At 67.5% G+C, this 22,911-nt stretch carries 19 protein-coding genes and 2 pseudogenes; 14 read left to right on the top strand and 7 right to left on the bottom strand.

All coding sequences use genetic code 11. The features are described from left to right. Position 1 precedes the first annotated feature (1 nt). On the top strand, positions 2–2,011 hold the full coding sequence (locus RTI28_RS25455; RefSeq protein ID WP_316923043.1) for a hypothetical protein: 2,010 nt from the start codon (positions 2–4) through the stop codon (positions 2,009–2,011). 270 nt (positions 2,012–2,281) lie between these two features. Further along, complete coding sequence (locus tag RTI28_RS25450) at positions 2,282–4,237, top strand: DNA topoisomerase III (protein ID WP_316923042.1); 1,956 nt, start codon at positions 2,282–2,284, stop codon at positions 4,235–4,237. Positions 4,238–4,359: 122 nt separating this feature from the next. On the opposite strand, the gene RTI28_RS25445 is transcribed toward RTI28_RS25450, so the two are convergent. Beyond that, entirely contained in the window at positions 4,360–5,181 is an 822-nt protein-coding gene (locus RTI28_RS25445) for a class I SAM-dependent methyltransferase (RefSeq protein ID WP_316923041.1), read from the bottom strand. Between the two features lie 116 nt (positions 5,182–5,297). On the opposite strand from RTI28_RS25445, the gene RTI28_RS25440 reads away from it, so the two are divergent. Further along, complete coding sequence (locus tag RTI28_RS25440) at positions 5,298–5,687, top strand: VOC family protein (RefSeq protein WP_316923040.1); 390 nt, start codon at positions 5,298–5,300, stop codon at positions 5,685–5,687. 205 nt (positions 5,688–5,892) lie between these two features. On the opposite strand, the gene RTI28_RS25435 is transcribed toward RTI28_RS25440, so the two are convergent. Next, on the bottom strand, positions 5,893–6,627 hold the full coding sequence (locus RTI28_RS25435) for an IclR family transcriptional regulator (RefSeq protein WP_316923039.1): 735 nt from the start codon (positions 6,625–6,627) through the stop codon (positions 5,893–5,895). A gap of 231 nt (positions 6,628–6,858) precedes the next feature. Between RTI28_RS25435 and RTI28_RS25430 the strand changes: the two genes are divergently transcribed. From RTI28_RS25430 to RTI28_RS25385, 10 genes are all read left to right on the top strand, one after another. Then, the gene (locus RTI28_RS25430; protein WP_316923038.1) at positions 6,859–8,400 is read left to right on the top strand and encodes an acetolactate synthase large subunit; all 1,542 of its coding nucleotides are present in this window, start codon (positions 6,859–6,861) and stop codon (positions 8,398–8,400) included. 10 nt (positions 8,401–8,410) lie between these two features. Further along, positions 8,411–9,901 (top strand): aldehyde dehydrogenase family protein, encoded by a 1,491-nt coding sequence (locus RTI28_RS25425; RefSeq protein ID WP_316923037.1) that lies wholly within the window; start codon positions 8,411–8,413, stop codon positions 9,899–9,901. 31 nt (positions 9,902–9,932) lie between these two features. Beyond that, on the top strand, positions 9,933–10,727 hold the full coding sequence (locus RTI28_RS25420; RefSeq protein ID WP_316923036.1) for an SDR family NAD(P)-dependent oxidoreductase: 795 nt from the start codon (positions 9,933–9,935) through the stop codon (positions 10,725–10,727). A 12-nt stretch (positions 10,728–10,739) separates the two neighbouring features. Continuing rightward, positions 10,740–11,774 (top strand): VPS10 domain-containing protein, encoded by a 1,035-nt coding sequence (locus RTI28_RS25415; protein ID WP_316923035.1) that lies wholly within the window; start codon positions 10,740–10,742, stop codon positions 11,772–11,774. Positions 11,775–11,789: 15 nt separating this feature from the next. After that, positions 11,790–12,239, top strand: a complete 450-nt coding sequence (locus RTI28_RS25410) for a VOC family protein (RefSeq protein ID WP_042125870.1) — start codon at positions 11,790–11,792, stop codon at positions 12,237–12,239. A 14-nt stretch (positions 12,240–12,253) separates the two neighbouring features. Beyond that, positions 12,254–12,856: an amino acid synthesis family protein gene (locus tag RTI28_RS25405; RefSeq protein ID WP_316923034.1), complete on the top strand. Its 603-nt coding sequence runs from the start codon at positions 12,254–12,256 to the stop codon at positions 12,854–12,856. Between the two features lie 28 nt (positions 12,857–12,884). Beyond that, positions 12,885–13,736 carry an alpha/beta hydrolase gene (locus RTI28_RS25400; protein WP_316923033.1) on the top strand — a complete coding sequence of 284 codons (852 nt, stop codon included), beginning with the start codon at positions 12,885–12,887 and terminating at the stop codon, positions 13,734–13,736. Between the two features lie 13 nt (positions 13,737–13,749). After that, on the top strand, positions 13,750–15,357 hold the full coding sequence (locus tag RTI28_RS25395; protein ID WP_316923032.1) for a bifunctional 3-(3-hydroxy-phenyl)propionate/3-hydroxycinnamic acid hydroxylase: 1,608 nt from the start codon (positions 13,750–13,752) through the stop codon (positions 15,355–15,357). Further along, on the top strand, positions 15,354–16,130 hold the full coding sequence (locus tag RTI28_RS25390; protein ID WP_316923031.1) for a 2-keto-4-pentenoate hydratase: 777 nt from the start codon (positions 15,354–15,356) through the stop codon (positions 16,128–16,130). The genes RTI28_RS25395 and RTI28_RS25390 overlap by 4 nt, the downstream gene beginning before the upstream one ends. Positions 16,131–16,204: 74 nt before the next feature. Further along, positions 16,205–17,137 (top strand): helix-turn-helix domain-containing protein, encoded by a 933-nt coding sequence (locus tag RTI28_RS25385; protein ID WP_316923030.1) that lies wholly within the window; start codon positions 16,205–16,207, stop codon positions 17,135–17,137. Positions 17,138–17,146: 9 nt separating this feature from the next. Here RTI28_RS25385 and RTI28_RS30525 read toward each other — a convergent pair. Together RTI28_RS30525 and RTI28_RS30520 are read right to left on the bottom strand one after the other, a co-directional pair. After that, positions 17,147–17,662: pseudogene (locus RTI28_RS30525) on the bottom strand (methyl-accepting chemotaxis protein); the annotation flags it as partial. 342 nt (positions 17,663–18,004) lie between these two features. Then, positions 18,005–18,997 (bottom strand): annotated as a pseudogene (locus RTI28_RS30520) (HAMP domain-containing protein); the annotation flags it as partial. A 444-nt stretch (positions 18,998–19,441) separates the two neighbouring features. Between RTI28_RS30520 and RTI28_RS25375 the strand changes: the two are divergent. Then, positions 19,442–20,041 (top strand): histidine phosphatase family protein, encoded by a 600-nt coding sequence (locus RTI28_RS25375; protein ID WP_316923028.1) that lies wholly within the window; start codon positions 19,442–19,444, stop codon positions 20,039–20,041. 24 nt (positions 20,042–20,065) lie between these two features. Here the strand turns inward: RTI28_RS25375 and RTI28_RS25370 are convergent, their stop codons facing one another. The 3 genes from RTI28_RS25370 to RTI28_RS25360 form a co-directional block, all read right to left on the bottom strand. After that, entirely contained in the window at positions 20,066–20,620 is a 555-nt protein-coding gene (locus RTI28_RS25370) for a transcriptional regulator (protein ID WP_316923027.1), read from the bottom strand. A gap of 134 nt (positions 20,621–20,754) precedes the next feature. Next, positions 20,755–21,825: an AraC family transcriptional regulator gene (locus RTI28_RS25365; RefSeq protein WP_316923026.1), complete on the bottom strand. Its 1,071-nt coding sequence runs from the start codon at positions 21,823–21,825 to the stop codon at positions 20,755–20,757. Then, entirely contained in the window at positions 21,822–22,856 is a 1,035-nt protein-coding gene (locus RTI28_RS25360) for an AraC family transcriptional regulator (protein WP_316923025.1), read from the bottom strand. Before RTI28_RS25360 ends, RTI28_RS25365 begins: the two co-directional genes overlap by 4 nt. Between the last annotated feature and the right edge of the window lie 55 nt (positions 22,857–22,911).

Genomic DNA, 22,911 nt, shown 5'->3' with positions numbered 1-22,911 from the left:
CATGGAAAGAACGACCAGCGTGCGCACGGCAGTCGCCTGCGCACTGCTGGCCGTTTTGCCGTTGCAGGCCATCGCCCATGGTGGCATGCACGACAAGACGGACCAGCAAGAACAGTTTTTCCCCCGTCTGCCTGACGGCAGCAGCCTGGAGAACGCCCTCAAGCTTTGCGTCAGCGACAAGGACACCCAGGCCGACCACCTGCTTTCCGGCCTCGGCGGCGAACGCTACGACCTGGTGGCCGTGGGCGATACCGCGAAGATCCAGAATTTCTACAGCCAGGGCATGGCCCTGCAGTACGGCTTCAACTTCGGCGAGGCGATCCGCGCCTTCTACCAGGCGTACCAGCTCGACAAGGGCTCGGCGATGCCGCTGTGGGGCATCGCCCTGTCGGCCAGCTCGAACATCAATACCGACGCCACCCAGGGTTGCGACCAGCTGGCCAACCTGGCCGCGCGCATGGCCCAGGACAATGCCGGTGCCCGGGTCAAGAGCATTCCGGCCGGCTTCACCGAGCAGCAGGTCAAGCGCGAGCAGGCCTACGCCGAGGCGTTCCTCAGCCAGTACGACGTCAAGGGCGATGACATCGGCCTGTCGCTGGAAGGCAAGAAACGCTACGCGGCGAAGATGAAGGAGCTCTCCAGCACCTACTTCGACGACCTCGACGCCGCCGCCCTGTACGCCGACGCCCTGCTCAACATCGCGCCGTGGAAATGGTGGAACGGCGACGAAGCCACCTCGAACACCGTCAAGCCGACCGGCGAGGCCTACGAGGCGCTGGAAGTGCTCAACCGCGTGCTGGTGATGGACAAGAACCATTCCGGCGCCAACCACTTCTATATCCACGCCATCGAAGAGTCGCCGTTCCCCGACAGCGGCATGCCCATGGCCGAGCGCTTCCGCACCCTCAACCCGGCGGTGGGTCACCTGATCCACATGGCCTCGCACATCTACCAGCGCACCGGCAACAACGAACTGTCCAGCGCCACCAACTACGCGGCGATCTCGGTGGACCGTGCCTATGGCAACCAGGTGCAGCCGGAGAGTCCGTACCTGCTGCACTACCTGGGGCACAACATCCACTTCCTGACCTGGACCCTGTCCATCGAAGGGCGCAAGAACGAAGCGCTGAACATGGCCAGCGAGCTGGTGGACAACACCACCGCCAACGCCTCGGTGAAGTTCCTCTGCGAGAAATATCCGGCTGAGCTGAAGACCAAGTCCGACTACTTCTATGCGGTGCCGTACTACTACGCCGTACGCTTCCAGGCGTGGGACGAACTGGCAGCGATCGAACCGAAGATCGACGCCGGGCTCGCGCGGATCAACGACACCTGCAAGGACGCCGAGGGCTGGCAGACGCTGACCATGCCGTACACGCGGATCATGAAAAGCTACGCCGTGGCGTACAAGGCGCTGGGCGAGAAGCAGGACAGCGGCAAGGCCGTCGATGCGCTGGACGGGTTCTGGAGCACGGCGGGCAAGGTGCTTGCCGAGGTCAAGAAGACCACTCCCGACGGATTGCGCTACGGCAACAACGATGCCGTGGAGCTGCTGCGCCTGGCCAACCTGATCTTGTTCAACAAGGCCCAGGAAGCGACGGGCGGCGCGCTCGCTCTGAAAGCCGTGCAGGAAACCAGCGCCAGGTCCGTGGGTGACCTGGGCAAAGCGCTGGCCGATGACCTCGCCGGGTTGAAGGACGACAGCAAGGCGCAGGTGCTCGCCGCGTGGGGCAAGGCCGTCGAAGTGCAGGACGGCCTCTGGTACAACGAGCCGCCGGACTGGTACTACACGGTTCGCGAATCGCTCGGCTATGCCCTGCTGGCGCAGGGCGAGGCCGAGAAGGCGGAGCGGGTGTTCACCCAGGACCTCAGTGAAAACCGCCTGAGCGGACGCTCGCTGAACGGGCTGAAGCTGAGCCTGGAGGCGCAGAAGGGCAAGGTGGTGAGTGCGGAGCTGGAGCAGAAGCTGCAGCAGGCGTGGCGCAATGCCACGGTGAGCGCGAAGCCGTAAAGAGCCCTCGCCCATCCTCGTAGGAGCTGGCTTGCCTGCGAAGGCCTGCGCAGCAGGCCCAACCCAGGCGCTGCCGATCTGGGACCGCTTTGCGGTCCTTTCGCAGTGGTTCGTCACACGACAAGCCAGCTCCTACACAACCAAGCGACATCAGGTGGTCTGAGTCCCATCCCAGCCACAAAACTGTACATCCATACAGATAAAACTTGCCAGCCACCCTCATCCTGCGCATCCTAGAGAACCTCTTTCCCCTGGATCCCGTCCCCTGCCATGCGCCTGTTCCTCTGCGAAAAACCCTCCCAGGCCAAGGATATCGCCAAGGTCCTCGGCGCCAGTCGCCGCGGCGACGGCTGTTGGGTCGGCACGGGGGTGACGGTGACCTGGTGCATCGGCCACCTGCTGGAAACCGCCCCGCCCGACGCCTACGACGCGCGCTACAAGCGCTGGGTGCTGGCCGACCTGCCGATCGTGCCGCAGCAATGGAAGATGCAGGTCAAGCCCAAGACCGCCAGCCAGTACAAGGCGGTCAAGCGCCTGCTCGGCGAGGCCACGGAGCTGGTGATCGCCACCGACGCCGACCGCGAGGGCGAGATGATCGCCCGCGAGCTGGTGGAACACTGTCGCTATCGCGGACCGATCCGCCGCCTGTGGCTGTCGGCGCTGGACGATGCCTCGATCCGCAAGGCCCTCGCCGCGCTCAGGCCGGGGACAGAAACCTTCAGCCTGTATCACTCGGCCCTGGGCCGCTCGCGCGCCGACTGGCTGATCGGCATGAACATGAGCCGCCTGTTCACCCTGCTCGGTCGCCAGTCCGGCTACCAGGGCGTGCTGCCGGTGGGCCGGGTGCAGACCCCGACCCTGCGCCTGGTGGTGGACCGCGATCGCAGCATCGCCGACTTCGTGCCGGTGCCGTTCTGGGCCATCGATGTGCAGCTGGACAGCGATGGCACCCTGTTCACCGCACAATGGCGCGCGCCGGACGATGCCTGCGACGACCAGGGCCGTTGCCTCAAGCAGGAACTGGCGCAGCAGGCCGCCGCCGCGATGCAGGCGGCGGGTTCGGCGCAGGTGGTCGAGGTGAAGACCGAGCGCGTGCGCGAGGCGGCGCCGCTGCCCTTCGACCTCGGCACCCTGCAGGAAGTCTGCTCGAAGAAACTCGGCCTCGGTGCCCAGGAAACCCTGGACATCGCCCAGTCCCTGTACGAAACCCACAAGGTCATCACCTACCCGCGCAGCGATTGCGGCTACCTGCCGCTGAGCCAGCACGGCGAGGCGCCGGCGATCCTCGCCGCCCTGCAGCGCGCCGACCCGAGCCTGGCGCCGTTGCAGCCGTACCTGCAGGCGCAGCGCCGCTCGCGGGCGTGGAACGATGCCAAGGTCAGTGCCCACCACGGCATCATCCCGACTGCTGCGGCGGTCGCCCCGGAGCGCCTGCCGGGCAAGGCCAAGGCGGTCTACACCCTGATTCGCGCGCGTTACCTGGCGCAGTTCCTGCCCAACCACGAATACGACCGCACCCAGGCCGACTTCGACTGCGCGGGCCAGGCCCTGCGCGCGGTGGGCAAGCAGATCGTCGAGCCGGGCTGGCGCCGTGCCCTGCCCGAAGCCCTCACGCCGCCGAAAGGCCGTGAAGCGCCCGCGCCGCAAGTGCTGCCGGCCCTGCGCAACGGCCAGTGGTGCGCGGTGCGCGACCTGGCCCTGAAAGACCTGTGGACCCAGCCACCCAAGCCGTTCACCGAAGGCGACCTGATCAAGGCAATGAAGAACGTCGCCAAGCTGGTGGACGATCCGCGACTCAAGCAGAAGCTCAAGGACACCACCGGCATCGGCACCGAGGCGACCCGCGCGGGGATCATCCAGGGCCTGCTCGATCGTGGCTACCTGGTGAAGAACGGCAAGGCCCTCAGCGCCACGCCGGCCGCCTTCAGCCTGATCGACGCGGTGCCGCGGGCCATCGCCGACCCGGGCACCACGGCAATCTGGGAGCAGGCCCTGGACATGGTGCAGAGCGGCGAAATGACCCTGGAAACCTTCGTCGCCAAGCAGTCGGCGTGGATGAGCAAGCAGGTGGAGCGCTGTGCGGGGTTGAGCCTGACCATCTCCGGGCCGGCGACACCGGCGGGGCGTGGTGGGTCACCGTGGAAGAAGAAGCGCAAGAGCAGCGCTGCGGCAGGTGCCGGGACAAAGCGGGTACGCAAGCCTCGGGTGAAGAAATCAGGAAGTTGATGCCGGTCTAAAGGGCCTCATCGCGGGCAATGCCCACACACAGTGTCTGCGTCGGACACGATACCTGTGGGAGCGGGCATTGCCCGCGATGAGGCCATCAGCAACACCCTCAAACCAGAGCCCTACTCCTTGACGGCCTGCAAGGTATAGCTCAACGGCAACCGCCAGGGCTGGTTGTCCAGTTGCCATTCACCGTTGCCGCGCCGGCTCATCTGCCCCGGCAAGGCCTCCCAGGGGATGCTGTCGTGCTCCACCAGCCCGGTGATGCGCAGGCCCTGGCCGAGCAAGGCGCTCACCACTTCACCCAGGCCATGGTTCCATTCATGGGTCTCGGTGTGCGTGAGGCTGGCATCGGTGCTCACATAGGTCTGGTCGCTGATCCACACGGTCGGCTCCGGGCGTTCGAAATACGGGTACTCCACCACCAGCCGGTCACGGTGATCCTCGTTGATCGCCGCCAGCATCGGGTGGCCGTCACGCAGGAACAGACGCCCACCCGGCTTGAGCAAGGTCGCCACGGTGCCCGCCCAGCGCTGGATATCCGGCAGCCAGCACAAGGCGCCGATGCCGGTGTAGATCAGGTCGTAGGACGCCGCGGGCAGGGTCGAGCAGGCGGCATAGACATCCGCCTCGACGTAGTCGATGTCGGTGGCGCAGCGCTCGGCCAGGGTCCGTGCCTGCTCCAGCGAGCGCGCGGAGAAATCCAGCCCGGTCATCCGCGCGCCGAGACGGGCCAGGGACAGGGTGTCGGTGCCGATATGGCATTGCAGGTGCAGGCCACGCAGGCCGTCGATATCACCGAGCAGCGGCAGGTCGAAACGCACCACTTCGGACAGGTGTGCGGGATCGGCGACGAAAGTCGCCACTTCATAGTCGCCAGACGCGGCATGCAACGGCGCGCGCTCGTCCCAGCTGGCTTTGTTGAGGGCAAGTGAATCGGCCATGGTCAGCTCCTTTGTTCCAGGTCCGCGCACACCATAGTGCGCCGCAGGAACACTGGCAATGTGCCGGTTGCCGCATTGCGGTATAACGGCGGCTTCGTCACTCAAGGAAGATCGTCATGAAACTCGGTTACACCATCGCCTATGTCGCGGATGTCACGGCCTCGTTGAGCTTTTTCGAGAAGGCCTTCGGGCTGCAACAGCGCTTCCTGCATGAGTCCGGGGACTATGGCGAGCTGGAAACCGGAGCGACCACCCTGGCCTTTGCCTCGCTGGAACTGGGTGAGGCGAATTTCGCTGGAGGGGTGCTGGCAGCCAGTGACAGCGAACGACCACTGGGGATGGAAATCGCCCTGTTGACCGACGATGTGCCCGCGGCCCACGCCCGTGCCCTCGAGGCCGGGGCGCGGGAACTGAAGGCACCGCAGGTCAAGCCGTGGGGGCAGACGGTGTCGTGGGTCAGGTGTCCGGCGGGGATCCTGGTGGAGTTGTGTACGCCAGTGGGATAAACAGATACAACATTGCGCCACCTTCCTCGTAGGAGCGTGGCTTGCCCGCGAAGGACCGCAAMGCGGTCCCAGACCTCACCGCTATCGGGGACCGCTGTGCGGTCCTTTCGCAGGCAAGCCAGCTCCTACAGGGTCAACGAGGCCATGACCGCGAAAGGGCCGCCAAGCGGTCCCCGCCTCTACCCATGCCGGATCAGGTTCGGCCTCAGCCCAGATTGGCGGCGATCCGCCGCGCCGTCTCGACGACGCGCTCGGTCACCGCCTCCTGGCGCAGCAGCTGGAAGTTGGCGCTGGTGCCCACCGCCGCCAGGCTGCCGAGGATCTCGTCGCTGCCGGCGACCATGATCGGCGCGGCGATACCGGTCAGGCCCAGGTTCAGTTCGTCATGGGTGACGCAATAACCATCCTTGCGGATCTTGCGCGCGGCCTTGGCGAAGCTGTTCCAGTCGTAGGGGCTGTGCGGGTCGCTGGCCATCTGCTCGTCGAACAGGCGCTGCAGGCGCCGGCCTTTCTGGTAGGCGATCAGCACCTTGGACTGGGCACCGCGAAAGAACGGCAACGGCTGCCCGCGGCCGAAGGCGAACTGGTAGGTGTCGGTGGGCTCGGCGATGTAGGTGTTGATGATCCGGCCATCGTAGAAAACGCTGGCGAACACCGCCAGGCCGGTCTCCTCGGACAGCCCGTGCATCAGCTCGCGGCCGGCGATCAGGATCGGATCGTACTGCCGCATCATCCAGTCCAGTTCGATGATCCGCGGCCCCAGGCCGTAGCTGCCGGCATCGACGCGGACCAGCAGGCCGGCGTCGCACAGGTCCTTCACATAGCGGTACACGGTCGCCCGGGACAGGCCCATGCGCTCGGCGATCGTCTCCGGGTCGATCTTCAGGGTCTGCGGGCTGAACAGGTCCAGCACGCTCAGCATCTTGCTCAGGCTACTCATCTTGCTCCTGGAATTTCGGGCGGTAGGGGTGCGGCCGCGGGCCGGCGGTGGGGGCGAAGGATAGGGTATTTGGCCTGAGAAAAACAGCTCGATAGTGGCGTTTATCAAGTGGGTGATTTTGCATAAATCTCAAATTATGAGTAAATCGCTTAAATTTCTGTTGTTTTGATATTTTGTTTGTGTGATAAATCTCTCCATCTGCAACGGCCGAAAATTCCGAGAGGGCTGAAAATGAATGGCGCGCAACTACTGGTGAAAGCGGCTGTGGCAAGCGGGATCGAATACTGCTTCGCCAATCCGGGCACCACCGAAATCCCCCTGGTGGCGGCACTGGCCAACGAGCCGTCGCTCAAGCCGGTGTTGTCCCTGTTCGAGGGCGTCTGCACCGGCGCGGCGGATGGCTACGGCCGTATCGCCGGGCGCCCGGCGCTGACCCTGACCCACCTGGGCCCGGGCTTTGCCAACGGCATCGCCAACCTGCACAACGCCCGGCGGGCCAACACCCCGATCGTCAACGTGATCGGCGACCACGCCTCCTGGCACGTCGACTACGACCCGCCGCTGGCCAGCGACATCGGTGCCCTGGCGGGCGCGGTTTCCGGCTGGGTGCGTACCTCGAAGTCGACCGATGGCCTGGCCCACGACCTGCAGAGCGCCATCCGCGCCGCCTGGCAGCCCGCCGGGCAGATCGCCAGCCTGATCCTGCCGATGGACCTGCAGGCCCGCGAAGTAGTGCAGGCGCCGCGTTTCAGCAGCCTGAGCGCGCCGGTTCGGCGCTTTGCCGGCGACCGCGTCGAGCGCGTCGCCGCGGCCCTGCGCGACGGGCGCAAGCTGGTGTTTATCGTCGGCGACGAAGGCCTCGGCGAAGCGGGCCTGCTGGCCGCCGGGCGCCTGGCGCAACTGCCGGGGGTCAAGCTGTTCGCCGAGACCTTCCCGCGCCTCAGCCATCGTGGCGGCGGCCTGCCGGATCTGGACCGCCTGCCGTATTTCCCGGAAGTGGCCATCGGCATCCTCGAGCAGTACGACGCCGTGGTCTGCGCCGGTGTCCCCGAGCCGATCAGCTACTTCGGCTACGAGGGCATTCCCTCGCGCCTGGCGGAAACCGATCGCCTGCTGCACCTGGCCGAGGTGGGTGACGACGTCAGCGGCGCCCTGGCCGCCCTGGCCGATGCGCTGCAGGCCCCGGCCTGCGCGCCGGCGCCGATTGGCGTGGAACTGCCGGATGCCGGCGAGGCCCTGTCGCCACAGTCGGTCGGGCGGGTCCTGGCCGCGGCGCTGCCCAGGGACAGCATCGTCTCGGTCGAGGGCGGCACCTGTGGCTATCCGTTCTTCACCGCCTCGGCCCGCGCCGAGCGGCACCGGGTCATGACCAATACCGGCGGGGCCATCGGCCAGGGCATTCCGGTGGGCTTCGGCGCGGCCCTGGCCGAGCGCGGCACCCCGGTGTTCTGCCTGCAGTCGGACGGCAGCGCGCAATACACCATCCAGACCCTGTGGAGCATCGCCCGCGAGCAGTTGCCGGTGGTGATCCTGATCGCCGCCAACCACCGCTACGCGATCCTGCAGAACGAGCTGCGCCGCTTCGGCGTGACCGAGTTCGGCCCGCAGGCCCTGAGCCTGACCGAGCTGGACCGCCCGCGCGTGGACTGGAAGGCCCTGGCCCAGGGCTACGGCGTGCCGGCCTGCACGGTGCACAGCAATGGCGAGCTGCACCGCGCGCTGGCCGAAGCCAAGGCGTCGCGCGCGCCGTTCCTGATCGAAATGGCACTGTGAGGAGGCCGTCATGAGCACACTGCAGATACTCCCCGAAGTCCGTGACCTGTTGTCCCGGCCAGGCCAGCTGTTCATCGGCGGCAGCTGGCAGGACGCCGCCGGCGGCGAGCGCTTCGCCGTCGAGAACCCTGCCGACCAGAGCCTGGTCAACGAAGTGGCGCAGGCCGGTGAAGCGGATGTGGACGCCGCCGTCGGCGCGGCCAGGGCGGCCTTCGAAGGCCCCTGGCGGCAGTGCCAGCCGGCCCGTCGCGGTCTGCTGATGCTGCGCCTGGCCGAGTTGCTGGAGGCCCACCGCGAAGAACTGGCGCAACTGATCACCCTGGAGAACGGCAAGCCGATCGCCAATGCCCGCGCCGAGGCGGCCAGCGCGGCCAATATCATCCGTTACTTCGCCGGCTGGCCGAGCAAGATCGAGGGCAGCACCCTGCCGGTGTCGCCGGCCAGCGGCAACCCCGTGCTCAACTACACCCTGCGCGAGCCGGTGGGGGTCTGCGCGCTGATCGTGCCGTGGAACTTCCCCCTGACCATGTGCGTGTGGAAGCTCGGCCCGGTGCTCGCCACCGGCTGCACCGCGGTGCTCAAGCCCGCCGAGCAGACGCCGCTGGTGGCCATCCGCCTGGTCCAGCTGATCGAGGCCGCCGGCTTCCCCGCCGGGGTGGTCAACCTGATCACCGGCCAGGGCGTGCGCACCGGCTCGCCGCTGGCGCAACACGCCGATGTCGACAAGATCGCCTTCACCGGTTCCACCCAGGTCGGTCGCCTGATCGCCCAGGCCGCCACCGGCAACATGAAGAAGGTCTCGCTGGAACTGGGCGGCAAGTCGCCGAACATCATCCTGCCGGACGCCGATATCGTCCGCGCCGCCAAGGGCGCCGCCGACGGCATCTTCTACAACCAGGGCCAGGTGTGCACCGCCGGCTCGCGCCTGTACGTGCACGAGTCGGTGCTCGACGCGGTGCTCGACGAGCTGCGCCGCCACGCCGCCGCCCATGTCATCGGCCCCGGCCTCGACCCGGCCAGCACCCTCGGCCCGCTGGTCTCGCAGCGCCAGCTGGACAGCGTCCAGGAATACCTGCGCCGCGGTGTGGCGGAGGGTGCCGAGCTGATCTGCGGTGGCCAGCGCCCGGCGCACCTGGAGCGCGGCCACTTCATCCAGCCCAGCGTGTTTCTCGATCGCCAGGAGCGCGCCTGCGTGGCCCGCGAGGAAATCTTCGGCCCGGTGCTGACGGTGATGAGCTGGTCCGACCCGGAAGAACTGGTGGCCCGCGCCAACGACTCGCCCTACGGCCTGGCCGCCGGGCTGTGGACCAACGACCTGCGCGCCGCCCATCGCCTGGCCGCCCGGCTCAAGGCCGGCTCGGTGTGGATCAACTGCTGGAACGTGGTCGATCCGGCCTCGCCCTTCGGCGGCTACAAGCAATCCGGCTGGGGCCGGGAAATGGGCAAGAACGTCATCGATGCCTACACCGAGACGAAAAGCGTTTTCGTCGACCTGGCCTGACTCACAACACGACACGACAAGAGGAATCAATATGGATCTGCAACTGCAAGGCCGCGTCGCCATCGTCACCGGCGGCGGCATGGGTATCGGCAAGGAAGTGGCGCGCTTCCTGTCCCAGGAAGGCTGCAAGGTGGTGATCTGCGCGCGGCGCATGTCCTACCTGGAAGAGGCCGCCGCCGAGATCAGCGCGGAGACCGGCAACGAGGTACTGCCACTGTTCTGCGACACCAACGAGATGGAGGCGGTCAGCGCCATGGTCGAGCAGGCCCGCGAGCGCTTCGGCCGCATCGACATCCTGGTCAATGGCGCGGCGGCGCCGTCCGGCGTGGTGCGCAACGATATCGAGCATGCCGGCGACGACGAGCTGCTGGCCGACCTCAACACCAAGGTGATCGGCTACTTCCGCTGCGCCAAGGCGGTGACCCCGCACATGAAGGCCGGCGGCTTCGGGCGCATCATCAACATCGGCGGCCTGACCGGGCGCGGCAGCAAGGTGCTCTCGGGCATGCGCAACCTGGCCATCGCCCACATGACCAAGACCCTCTCCGACCAGCTCGGTCCGGACGGCATCACCGTCAACCTGATCCACCCCGGCGTGGTCGATACCCCGCATATCCAGGAGCTCTACGAGCGCGAAGGACTCAAGCAGGGCAAGACCCCGCAACAGGTCGAGCAGGGCTACATCGACGCCACCCCGATCCGCCGCACCCTGCAACCCATGGAAATGGGCTGGCTGATCGGTTTCCTCGCCTCGCCGAAAGCCGGCGCCATCACCGGTGAGTCCATCGGCATCGACGGCGGCCTGACCCGCGGCATCTTCATCTAAGGAGTGCAGAGCATGAGCAATGGAACCCTGCTGGTCGCCACGGTGGGCCAGGCGGTCATCCGCAGCGCCGACGAGGGCCGCAGCTGGCACCGCCTGGGCGTCGGCCAGGCGCTGGAATTCGATGCCATCACCCGGTCCCTGAGTTTCAGCCCGCAGGCGCCGGAAACCCTGTATGTCGGCGCCGATATCGGCCTGTGCATCAGCAGCGATACCGGCGGCACCTGGCAGCGCGTCGAGTCGCCGTTCAACGGCCAGACGGTGTGGAAGGTCGCGGTGGACCCGCTGGACGCCCGGCGCATCTTCGTCGGCACCGGCGCGCCGTCCCGCGCCGTGCTCTGGCGCACCCTGGATGGCGGCGCCAGCTGGTACCGCGTGCCGGTGGAGATCCCGGAGTTCTGCGACGGGGTCAACCGTCCGCGGCTGCTGGCCTTCGCCTACGACCCGACGGACCGCGACCAGATCTGGTTCGGTCTGGAGGAAGGCGGACTGTTCCACAGCCGTGACGGTGGCGACAGCTTCGAGCGCATCGACGACCGCCTGTTGTGGGACTTCAACTCCGACATCCACAACATCCTGGTGCTGCCCAACCACGGCGCGAAGGTCATCGTGGTGGTGTGCGTCAACGCCATCTACCGCAGCCTCGACGAAGGCCGCACCTGGACCGGGATCATCGCCAGGGAGGCGTTCGGCCTGTACTACGCGCGGGTCATGAATGCGCCGCCGGGCAGCGAAAGCACGCTGTACATCAGCATCTCCGACGGCACCCCGGGGACCACCAGCAAGATCCTGGTCTCGCGCGACGCGGCCCTGAGCTGGGAAGTCCTGCCGCTGCCGCAGCAGCCCAATTCCTGTGTCTGGGCGGTGGCGTTCAACCCGGCCAATCCCCGGCAGATCGTCGCCGGGACCAAGTACGGCCACCTGTTCACCTCGGAAAATGGCGGCGACAGCTGGCAGAAGCACTGGCGCGAATTCAGCGAGATCGCCGACGTGGCCTGGACCCCGGCCGTGGCGACGATCAAGGCCGGACACCAGTCCGTGATCAAGTGAGCGGAGGTTGCCAGCATGAAGATCGACATCGTGCGGACCCACCTGTCGCTGTTCGTCAGCGACCCCGAGCGCTCTGCCCAGTGGTACGCGGACGTGCTCGGCATGCATGAAAGCGCCCGGGGCGAGAGCTGGATCATGATGGCCTTCGGCGCCAAGCACCACGACATCGCCCTGATCAAGGCCGCGCCCGGCGCGCAGCAGGGCGGCCTGGGCCTGCAGCACTACGGCCTGGAGATCGCCGGCGACATGACCACCCTGCGCCAGCTCTACGGCATGTTGCTCGGCAAGGGTGTGGAGATCGTCAAGATCACCGACCACGAGATCGGCAACGGCCTGTATTTCAACGATCCGGACGGCAACCGCCTGGAGTTCTTCCTCGAAACCGAACACGACGACGCCCTGGCCAAGGCCCGCTTCAAGGCCGCCGGCGCGCCGAGCCGACATTTCAACCTGGACCCACTGTGACAAGGAGCAACCTGATGAAACCGACCAATTTCGCCGGCTACCACATCCGCAAGTGGCACAGCTTCGTCGAAGAGACCCTGGCCAACGAGTCCGGCCAGCTGGCCGATGGCGAGGCGCTGTTCAAGTACGCCATCGCCGCGGTGATCCACAACCCGTTCGCCGGGCAGTTCAGCGAGAACCTCGACGCCCTGGTCGAGCCTTCGCCGCTGCTGGGCGAGGAGTTCGGCCGGCGCATCCGCGAACTGGCCGGCGAGCGCGCCGTGGTCAGCTACGGCAAGGCCTGCCTGGTGGGCAGCCAGGGCGAGTACGAGCACGGCAACGCCTTCCTCACCAACCCGGCGGCCGACCCGGTGCGCGTGGCCCTGGGCGGCGGCAAGTCGTGGGTGCCGTCCACCGGCAAGCGCGGCGGACCGGGGGCTACCATCGATGTGCCGCTGGCGCACAAGGATGCGTTGTACGTGCGCTCGCACTACGACACCCTCTCCCTGTCGTTCGGCGACGGTCCGGCCCCGGATGAAGTGATCATCATCTGGGCCTTCGCCACCCGCGGCCGCCTGCGTGCGCGCCTGGGCGGGCTGGCGGCGGCGGATATCCAGGGTGACAACGGCCTGGTCTGAACACGCATCCGGTCAGGGGAGTCCGTCCATGCCTGCAGCAAGCTGCTTTTTTCACAACCGCGCCGGCCTGCGCCTGCACTACCTGCGTCACGGCCGCCACGGCGGCATCCCGGTCGTGCTGCTGCACGGCCTGCGCGCCTATGCCCAGACCTGGGACGAGCTGGTGGCGGCGCTGGGCGACGGCTTCGACTGCGTGGCCCTCGACCAGCGCGGGCGTGGTGCCAGCGACTGGGCGGCCAGCGAGAGCTACCGCACCGAGGTCTATGTCGATGACCTGGAGGACCTGGTCGAGCACCTGGGCTTCACGCGCTTCGTGCTGATCGGCCATTCCCTCGGTGGCGCCAACGCCCTGGAGTACGTGCGGCGCAATCCGCGGCGGGTGCGCGCGCTGATCATCGAGGACATCGGCCCGGGCTCGTCGAGCGCGGGCGACGGTGCGGCGCGGATCCGCCGGGAAATGGCGCAGACGCCGCTGCTGTTCGCCGACTGGCGCGCGGCCGAGGCCTTCTGGCGGGCGTCGCGGCCCGGCCTCTCGGCGCAGGGCCTGGCCTCGCGCCTGCGCCACTCGATGCGCGAGGTCGCGCAAGGGGTCGGCTGGCGTCACGACCAGCAGGGCATCGCCACGGCGCGCCTGAGCATTCCGTCGATCGATCTGTGGCCGGCGGTGCGTGCCCTGGACTGCCCGACCCTGTTCATCCGCGGCGCGCGTTCGGATTTCCTCCCCGCGCCGATGCTGCAAGCGCTGCGCGAGTGCAATCCACGGGTCGCCACCGCGGTGATCGAGGATGCCAGCCACTATGTGCACGACGACCAGGGTGCGGCCTTCAACCGTGAAGTCCAGGCCTTTCTCGATGGCCTGGACCTGAGCCAACAACAATGAATCGGTGAGTGTCATGAAACGGGAAAGAACCCAGGTTGTGATCGTCGGCGGCGGCCCCAATGGGGTGACCGCCGCCCACTATATGGGCCTCTACGGCATCCAGTGCGTGGTACTGGAACTGGCCGAAGGCATCCTGCCGTACCCCCGCGCGGTGGGCATGGACGATGAAGCCCTGCGGGTCCTGCAGGGCGTGGACATCGCCGAGCGCGCGGTGCGCGACATGATCTGCGACGTGCCGCTGCGCTACTACAACGCCCGCGGTGTGTGCTTCGCCGAGGTCAAGCCGAGCGTCGCGCAGTACGGCTGGCCGATGCGCAATATCTTCATGCAGCAGTTGCTCGAAGAGACCCTGCGCGAGGCGCTGCCGCGGCATCCCGGGGTGCAGTTGCGCCAGGGCCATGAAATGCTCGAACTGCGCCAGGACGCCGACGGCGTGACCCTGCAGGTGCGCGGCAGCGACGGCGATGTCTACCAGCTGCAGGCGGACTACCTGATCGGCGCCGACGGCGGCCGTTCCTCGGTGCGCAAGCAACTGGGCATCGAGCTGCAAGGCCTGACCCATCCGCGCAAATGGGTGGTGATCGATACCCGCAACGACTCCCTCGACGCGCCGTTCACCGCCCTGCATGCCGACCCGCAGCGACCCTTCGTGTGCATCTACCTGCCGTATCAGCAGCGGCGCTGGGAGTTCATGCTGCTCGAAGGCGAGAACGAAGAGGCCATGTGCGAGGAGGGCAATATCCGCCGGCTGATCCGCGGCCATATCGGCGATGCCGTGGACGCCCTGGAGATCGTCCGCATCCGCGCCTACACGCACAATTCGCGGGTGGCGCAGCGCTTCGTCGAGGGGCGCGCGGTGCTGGTCGGCGATGCCGCGCATATCTCCCCACCGTGGGCCGGGCAGGGGCTCAATTCCGGCCTGCGCGACGTGGCCAACGTCTGCTGGAAGATCGCCGCGATCCTCCAGGGCAAGGCCGCCCCGCGCATCCTGCAGAGCTACGACCAGGAGCGCCGCGGGCATGCCACCGACCTCATCGCCCTGGCCGACAACATGGGCGCCGTGCTCGGCCTGACCAACCCGCTGATGGCCGGTGTGCGCGACTGGCTGTTCCAGGCGGTGAACAGCGTCGACAACCTGCGCTCGCACCTGCTGGAGTTCAAGTTCAAGCCCAAGGCGACCATCACCAAAGGCCTGGTCTTCCATGAGCGCGCCGAACTGCGCGAGGACGACCTGGTCGGCCAGCTGTTCATCCAGCCCGAGGTGGAAACGGCCGACGGCCAGCGCACCCGCCTGGACGAGGTGCTCGGGCACTCCTATGCGGTGCTGGGCTACCGGGTGAACCCGATCGAGACGCTCTCTGCGGAGCGCCGCGCGTACTGGGCGAAATGGGATACCCGCTTCATCCAGGTCAACCGCTCCCGCAGTGGCCCGGCACGCGACCAGCCGTTGCAGGCCGAAGCCGCGATCAGCGTGGAGGACGTCTCCAACCGCCTGGGCAACTGGTTCGGCGGCGTGCGCGATTCCATCGTGGTCATCCGCCCCGATCGCTTCATCGCCGCGATCACCACTCCCGAGCGCCTCGATGCGGTGCTGGGCAAGCTGCAGGAGCAGCTGTCATGAGCCTGGCCCGGCAGTTGCTGAGCCGCCTGCGCGAGGCGGCCGTTGCGGCGGCGCCGTTGCCCACCGAGGAGGGCGAGCGCCTGGATGTGGTGCAGGGCTACTGCCTGCTATGCCAGGCCCTGCAGCAGCGCCGCAACGGCGGCGAGACGCTGGTGGGCTGGAAGGTCGCCTTCGCCTCGAAGGCCGCCTATGAGCGCTTCGGCCTGAGCGAGCCGGTGTATGGCGCGCTGACCGATGTGATGCAGGTGGATGCCGAGCGCCCTGTCGACCTGCAACGCTTCATCCAGCCCAAGCTGGAGATCGAGCTGGCCTTCGTCCTCGACCGCGCCCTGCCGGCGGCTGAATACAGCGACGCGCAGCTGCTTGCTGCGGTAGGCCACATGGCTCCGGCCTTCGAGGTGGCGGACAGCCGCTGGCAGGGCTGGCGCTTCGGCGCCGGGGCGTTTCTCGCCGACAACGCCTCGGCCGCGGCCTTCTGCCTGGGCCGGCGCCAGCCCTTCGATGCCACGCTGGCCGCGCGCCTGGACTACGCGCTGTACCGCGATGACGCGCTGCTCGCCAAGGGCAGCCTGGGTGCCCGCGACGACACGCCGCTGCGCAACCTGTGCTGGGTGCTGCGACGCCTGCTGGAGGATGGTCATGCCCTGGAGGCCGGCCAGGTGATCCTCTCCGGCGCCTTGCTCGCGCCCCTCGCGCTGACCCCCGGCGACTACCGGCTGGCGATGCTTGGCACGGAACTGGCTTTGACTTTCACGCCGGCGCTGCCGGCCTGAACGGGATCCCGGCATTCAGGGAGGGTGCCGGGAGCCTTCCTGACTCCGCTCACAGCGTAAAGGGGCGCCAGCACATGTTCGCGGAAACTCGATCCTTCAACGACTCCCAACTGCATGCGGGCTCGATCATGGGCTGGGAGCAGACCTACGACCAGATCGGCCGCGGTGTGCTTTCCAGCGAGCTGACGCAACTGTGCGGCACGCGCTTCCAGGTGTTCCGCGAGGTGCTCGACAAGCGCGTGGTGCAGCAGGGCTGCGCGCCGAAAGGGCGCCTGTGCATCGCCATCTCCATGGACACCCCGCGTCCGCCGGTGATGCAGGGCCACGAAGTGGCTTCCTGTGGCGTGGCCCTGCTGCGCGATGGCGAAGAGTTCGTCCTGCATGCGCCGGAAGGCATGCAGTTTCTCGCGGCCAACCTCGATATCGTGCGCTTCGCCCAGCAGGCGGCACTGGAACTGAGCGATCAGCAGCTCAAACGCCTGAAAACCTCGTCCCAGGTCTCGGTCAGCGCCGAGGCGCTGGAGCGCCTGCGCTGCCGGGTGGTGGCGCTGTTCGGCGCGCCGCTGGGCGCGGGCCTGTCCGAACAGCAGCTGGAAAACCTCTTGCTGGAGGCCTTTCTCGATCTGTTCCTGGAGGCCCAGGACGAAGTCCGTTGCCGTCGCGGCAACCTCTCGGTCAGCGCCTACCTGGTCCGGCGCAGCCAGGAACTGCTGCTCGAACAGCCGCAGCAACCGCTGAGCATCCTCGACATCTGCGAGCGCCTGCGGGTCAGCCGGCGCACCCTGCAGAACAGCTTCCAGCAGATCACCGGGCAGCGTCCCGTGGAGTACCTGCGCACCGTTCGTCTCAACGCCGTGCGCCGGGCCCTGCTCGGCAGCAGTGTGGTGGAAGGTAACGTGAGCGAGGTGGCGGGTCGCCTGGGCTTTTTCCATTTGAGTCACTTCGCCGCACATTACCGCGAGCTGTTCGGCGAGTACCCCTCGGCCACCCCGCGCAAGGCTCACTGAGCCGTCGCTTCAGGTCCTGAACTGGGCCAGCAGCGCCTGCTGGTGCTGCGCCAGTGCGCAGAGGGTGCGATTCAGTTCGCTGGATTCGTCCATGCGTGCGGTCAGTTCCTGGCTGATGCCGTGCAGGTCACTCATGCGCCCGGTGATGGCGTCGAGCACCTGGTGCTGCTGGTCGGTGGCCGTGGCGATCTGCCGGTTCATTCGCTCGATGGTGTCGACCTCGGTGCTGATGGCGTGCAGGCGCGCGTGGGACTGGTCGATCTCCTCGACCACGCGCACGGTGCGGGTGCGGCTGGCGAGCATGCCGTCGAGGGCCTGGCGGCTGAGTTCGCCGAGGTGCTCGACCACCTCGCGGATCTCGGCGGTGGACTTCTGGGTATGGGTGGCCAGCTGGCGCACTTCGTCGGCGACCACGGCGAAGCCGCGTCCCTGTTCGCCGGCACGGGCTGCCTCGATCGCGGCGTTGAGGGCCAGCAGGTTGGTTTTCTGCGCCAGGGTGCAGATCACGTCCAGCACCTGGTCGATCTGCGTGCCGCTGTTGGCCAGGGCCTCGATGCGGGCGAAGGTCGCCTGCAACTGCTCGTCCAGTTCGGCGATGCCCCGACGGGTCTCGTCGAAGCGCAGCAGGCCGCTGCGGGTGGCCTGTTCCGCGGTGCTGGCGGCGTGGGCGGCGCGGGACGAGCGATCGGCGATCTCCTGGGCGCTGCTGCCCATCTGCACCAGGGCGGTGACGGTCTGCTCGACCTGGTCGTGCTGGCGGTGCATGGCGGCCGTGACCTCGGCGCTGATGCTGGCGCTGCGGCTGGCGCCGAGGCCGGTCTGGGTGGCGGCCTGCTGGATGGCCTGGATCACCGGTTGCAGTTTCTCCAGGAAGCGGTTGAAGCCATCGGCCAGGCGTCCGGGTTCGCGATCGGCGCGGCGTGGCAGGCGTTGCGTGAGGTCGCCGTCGCCTTGCACCACCCGGTCCAGGGCCTCGGCGACCTGTAGCAGGGGACGGGTCGCCGTGCGCGCCGACCAGCCCAGGACCAGCAGGCCGAGCAGGGCGAACAGCGTGCCCCAGCCGAGGCTGTGCCAGTTGGCTTCGCCGCTGGCCTGGTCGAACGCCTGGTGCAGGCCCAGGGCCGGGGCCTGCAGCAGGGCCTGGGGCAGGCGGATATGCAGGTGCCAGGGGCGCGCGTCGTCGATGGGGGCAAAGGCTTTGTCGACCTCGGCATCGTTGGCGGATTCGCTGCCGCGAGCCTGCGCCACGCTGATGCCGCTGGCGGAGCTGAGGCTGACCGACGCCTGGCCGTCGTAGAGCTGGCTGCGCAGCGCGTCGGTCAGCGCCGCCAGGGTCGTCAGGCCGATATCCACGCCGACCACGCCGATCACCCGGCCGTCGCGGGCGATGGGCAGGGCAATGCTGCTCATCAGGGTGTCCTGGCCTTCCACATCCACCGTGTAGGGCTCCACGACACAGGCCCTGGCCGTGGTGCGCGGGCAGTCGTACCAGCTGTTGTCCGGCTCGACCCCGGCGGGCGCCTTGTTGAGCAGGATGTTGTCTTCGCTGAGCACCGTCTGCTGGGTCCGTCCTGGCCTTGCCTGCGACCAGTACAGGGCGAAGCGGCCGCGCGCGTTGCCGGCGAGGGCGGCGCGGTCGATGAAGGCCTGGTCCGCGCCGTCCAGGGCGTCGGGCGCGTAGACCACATACAGCCCGAGCAACTGCGGACGCCGGGCCAGGGTGGCGCCGGCCCTGGCGACGATCTCCCGGCGCAGCGCCTCGGCGCTGAGCGCACCCTGTGCATGCAGGGCCTGCAGGTGCAGGAGCTGCTCGGCGAAGCCTTCGACGTAGGTGCGGTTGTCCTCGAAGAAGCGCTGCATGCGCAGGGTCTGGGCGCTGGCGCGGTCGTCCAGGCGCGCCACGGCCAGCTCGCTGAATGCCGCGGTGCTGCGTTGCTTGAGCGATTCGGAGATCTGTCGGGTCTGCACCAGGCTGGCGCCGAGGATGGAAACGACAACGGCCAGCAGGCATAGCCCGCTGAGCAGGGTGATGCGCCATTGGAGGCTCGAAGGCATGGTGGGTTCCTGTGGTCGGGCAGGGCACGGGCGGGAGGCCGGAACGACTGGCGCGCCGCGGGTTGTTGTTCTTGTTGGCGCAGCGATCATAGGTGGACCGGCGCGCGCGCCGTCATCCCGAATTGGCAGTGATGCGCCGTGCCACGCGAAAATCCCGGCCTGCCCTCGACCGGGCAACTCGCCGCATGCGCTGTGCTGCGCGACACCGCTTGGGTACGATGACTCCCTTTACGCGCGGAGAGGGAATTCATGCATCTGTATGTCGTGCGCCACGGGGAAACCTGGGCCAATGCCGAGCAACGCTACCTGGGAGCGCTCGACCCGGCGCTGACCGAGACAGGACGCCAGCAGGCGCGAGCGCTTGCCGGCACCTTGCCCGCGCAGCTCGACGCCCTCGTCGTCTCGCCACGCCTGAGAGCGCTGGAAACCGCGAGCATCCTCAATCAGGATCTGCAGCTTGCGCCGCGGACAATGGCGTGCTTCCGCGAGCGCGATGTCGGGGTGTTCGAGGGCTTGACCCAGGCCGAAGCCAGAGAGCGCTATCCACAACTGTGGTCGCGCAACATCACCCGTCGCTGGGACGCCGGGCCAACCGCTGGCGAGTCGATCGCCGAGGTGGTCGAGCGTGTGCGCGAGGGCCTGCTGGAACTGGAGGCGAGCTATCCGGCGCAGAGGGTTCTGCTGGTCGCGCACGGCTTCGTCGCGAAAGTGATCCGCGCCTTGAGCAAAGGGGACTTCGCGGATTTCTACGACTGGCAGCTGGCGAACGGCAACCTGCTGGCCCTGGAGCCTTGGCGCATGCCGAGCCTCGATGCCGAGCGGCTCAGGGACTCGCTGCCGGTGCCATGAAACCGGGGCAGCCGCAGCGATCGTTCAGGGCGCCAGCGCGCCCTGCAGGAACAGCAGTTCAAGGGTCTGCACGGAGTTCGCACTGGCCGCGCGCCCGCGGCGCTCGGCATCGACAACGCCGTAGATCATGCTCAGGAACATCTCGGTGAACACCGCGGCGCTGATATCGATACGAAACACCCCGGCCTGCTGGCCGCGCAGAAAGAAGGCATCCAGGGCCTCGGCATAGGATTGCCAATGGCGGCTGGTTTCCTGGTCCTCGAAGGTATCGGGACGGTACTGGAACAGCAGGAAGACCATGATCTCGCGATGCTTGAGATGCTCGGTGACGAGGTGGTGCAACGCCACCAGCGGTTCGGCCTGGCGCAGGTCGGCATCGCGGGTGATCTGGCTCAGGACCTGTTCGCCATGCCGCTCCAGCATGCGAACCAGATTGTCACGGGTGCCGCAGAAGCGGTGCAGGGTGGCCTTGCTGACGCCAGCGGTTTCGGCCAACTCCTTCAACGTGGCCCGGGGACGGACGACGATGGCATCGGCGAGGGCTTTGAGCAGGCGTTCGTCGGTGGCGGGAGAAGGCATCGGAATGGCTCGCAGTGCTGGCTGTGCACGGCATTGTGAAGCAAATGCGCACATCTGGCATCCATTCGATGGAAAAATGATTCATTTGAATCATATTGGGCTCATCCGCCCGCTCTACGACGCGGATCCCCGGGTCATGTCGGATCATGCACCTTGCGCCCGCGCAGCAGTCGTGGCTGCCTGGCCGGTCCGTATTGGCGCTGCCAATGGAGCGGAGTGGTGCCGAACCAGCGCTGGAACGCCCTGCTGAAACCGCTGGGGTCGGCGTAGCCGAGCAGGTCGGCGAGGCGGCCCATGCTGATGGCCGGATCATTGAGGTATTCACGGGCCAGGGCCTGGCGGGTCTTGTCCAGGACTTTCTGGAACGACGTGCCTTCCTGCTCCAGGCGCCGCTGCAGGGTCCGCGGGTTCACCGCCATCCAGCTGGCGGCCTTGTCCAGCGTGGCGCGCCCGCCTGGCAGCAGATGGCGCAGCAGTTGCTCGATGCAGGCGGGCAGTTCGGCGGGGGCCAGGCGCTCCATGCGGCCGATGTGCGCGGTGAGCATGCGGTGCAGCATGGTGTCGGTGGTGCTCAGCGGTAGCGACAGCAGCGACCGCGGCAGGACCAGGCCGCTGCAGGTCGCGGAAAATACCGGTGACAACCCCAGCGCGGCGCGGTAGTCCGCCTCGGGCGCCAGCGCCGGGTGGGCGATCATCAGGCGCACGGGGTGCCAGTCGGCGCTGGTCACGGCGCGCAGCAGCTTGAGCAGCACGGCGCACACCAGCTCTTCGGCCTGGCAGTGGCCCGGCCAGGGGGCATCGGCGGCCGAGAACGCCAGGGTGGCTTCGTCTTCGGCCTCGGTGTAGCTCATCACCAGCGCCCCGTTGTTCACCGCGTAGTTGTCGCGCAGTTCCAGGAGGGCCTCGCCGAGGGTATTGGCATTGCAGATCAGATAGAGCAGGTCGCCGAACACCGCCAGCCCTTGATGCAGGCCGAACAGCAAGCCGAACAGAGGGTTTTCGCTGTGTCGCGCGCAGAGGTCGAGCAGCGTGCAGTAGCGCCGGTACGCCAGCAGCGTCTCCGGTCTCTGCTCGATATCGGCGGGCAGGCTGGCGTGGCGCAGCAGGTCGCTGGCCCTGAGTCCCTGGGCCGTGGCGAACTCGCTGAACCGGCTCAGGGCCAGCGCACGAATAAAGGGGTTGGCCGGGGTCGCTGCCTGGTTCACGGAGCGTCCTCGCAGGCGTCCGTGAGTGCCAGGCGCTGGGCGCGCCGATAGTGCTTGCGCCACTTCTGCGGGGCGACCCCGCACCAGCGGGCGAACGCTCGGGAAAAGGTGCCCGGGCAGGTGTAGCCGAGCAGCACGGACAACTGCGTCAGGTTGATGCTCGAATCGCACAGGTAACGCTTGGCCATGGCCTCGCGGGTGTTGTCGAGCAAGGTCTGGAAGCTGGTGCCCTGGGTGTGCAGGTAGCGCTGCAGCGTGCGCGGGCTGAACATCAGTTGTGCGGCGATGTGCTCGATGCTGATGTTGCCGGCGAACAGGCCATTGCGGATCAGCCGCTCGACGTAGCCCGGCAGGGTCTGCAGGTCGAGATTCGAGAGGTCCTCGAAATGCCGTTTCAGCAGGTGCTGCAGGCCATTGTCCGCCGCGCTGATGCGGTTTTTCAGCAGGGCGTGGTCGAACACCCAGGCGTTGACCGGGCTGTCGAAGCGCGGCAGCACTTCGAGCAGCGCGCGATAGCCGGGCGGCCGCGCGCCCGCCGGGTGGCGCAGCAGCATTTCGTGGGGCAGCCAGGCGCGACCCAGCAGGGCCTCCATGATCCTGCCGCCGATGGCCATCGCCAGTTCCACCGTCTGCCGTGCTGCGGGCACCGTCCCATCGGTCATGTCGTACATCAGCCAGGCCTGCTGCCCATGCTGTTCGAGGCGCAGCGCCGCGCCGTTGCTGTGGGTCGGGAAATAGCGGATCAGTGCGTCCAGTGCCTCGCCGACGGTCTGCGCGCTGCGCACGACATGCAGCAGCGCGCCCAGGGCCGAGGAACCCTGGTGCAGGCCGAACTGCAGGCCGAACAGCGGGTTGCCGGATTGCTCCGCGGCCCGTTCCAGGAGGGCGGCGAAGCACTCGCCGCTGAGCGGGGCGTTGGGCTGGTCGTCCGCGGCGCCGACGGCTTTGAGCAATTGCTCGGGGTCCAGTCCCTGGCTGCTGGCAAATTCACGAAAGCCCAGAAGGGCAATACCAAGCACGAACGAACTCATATCAAGACCCTGGAGGGTAGGGGGCGGTCACACTGCGGAGCCATGCTAGCAGGCC

The organism is Pseudomonas sp. zfem002 (genome assembly GCF_032621685.1).
GTDB lineage: Bacteria > Pseudomonadota > Gammaproteobacteria > Pseudomonadales > Pseudomonadaceae > Aquipseudomonas > Aquipseudomonas japonica.
This window is presented reverse-complemented; position numbering and strand designations above follow the sequence as displayed.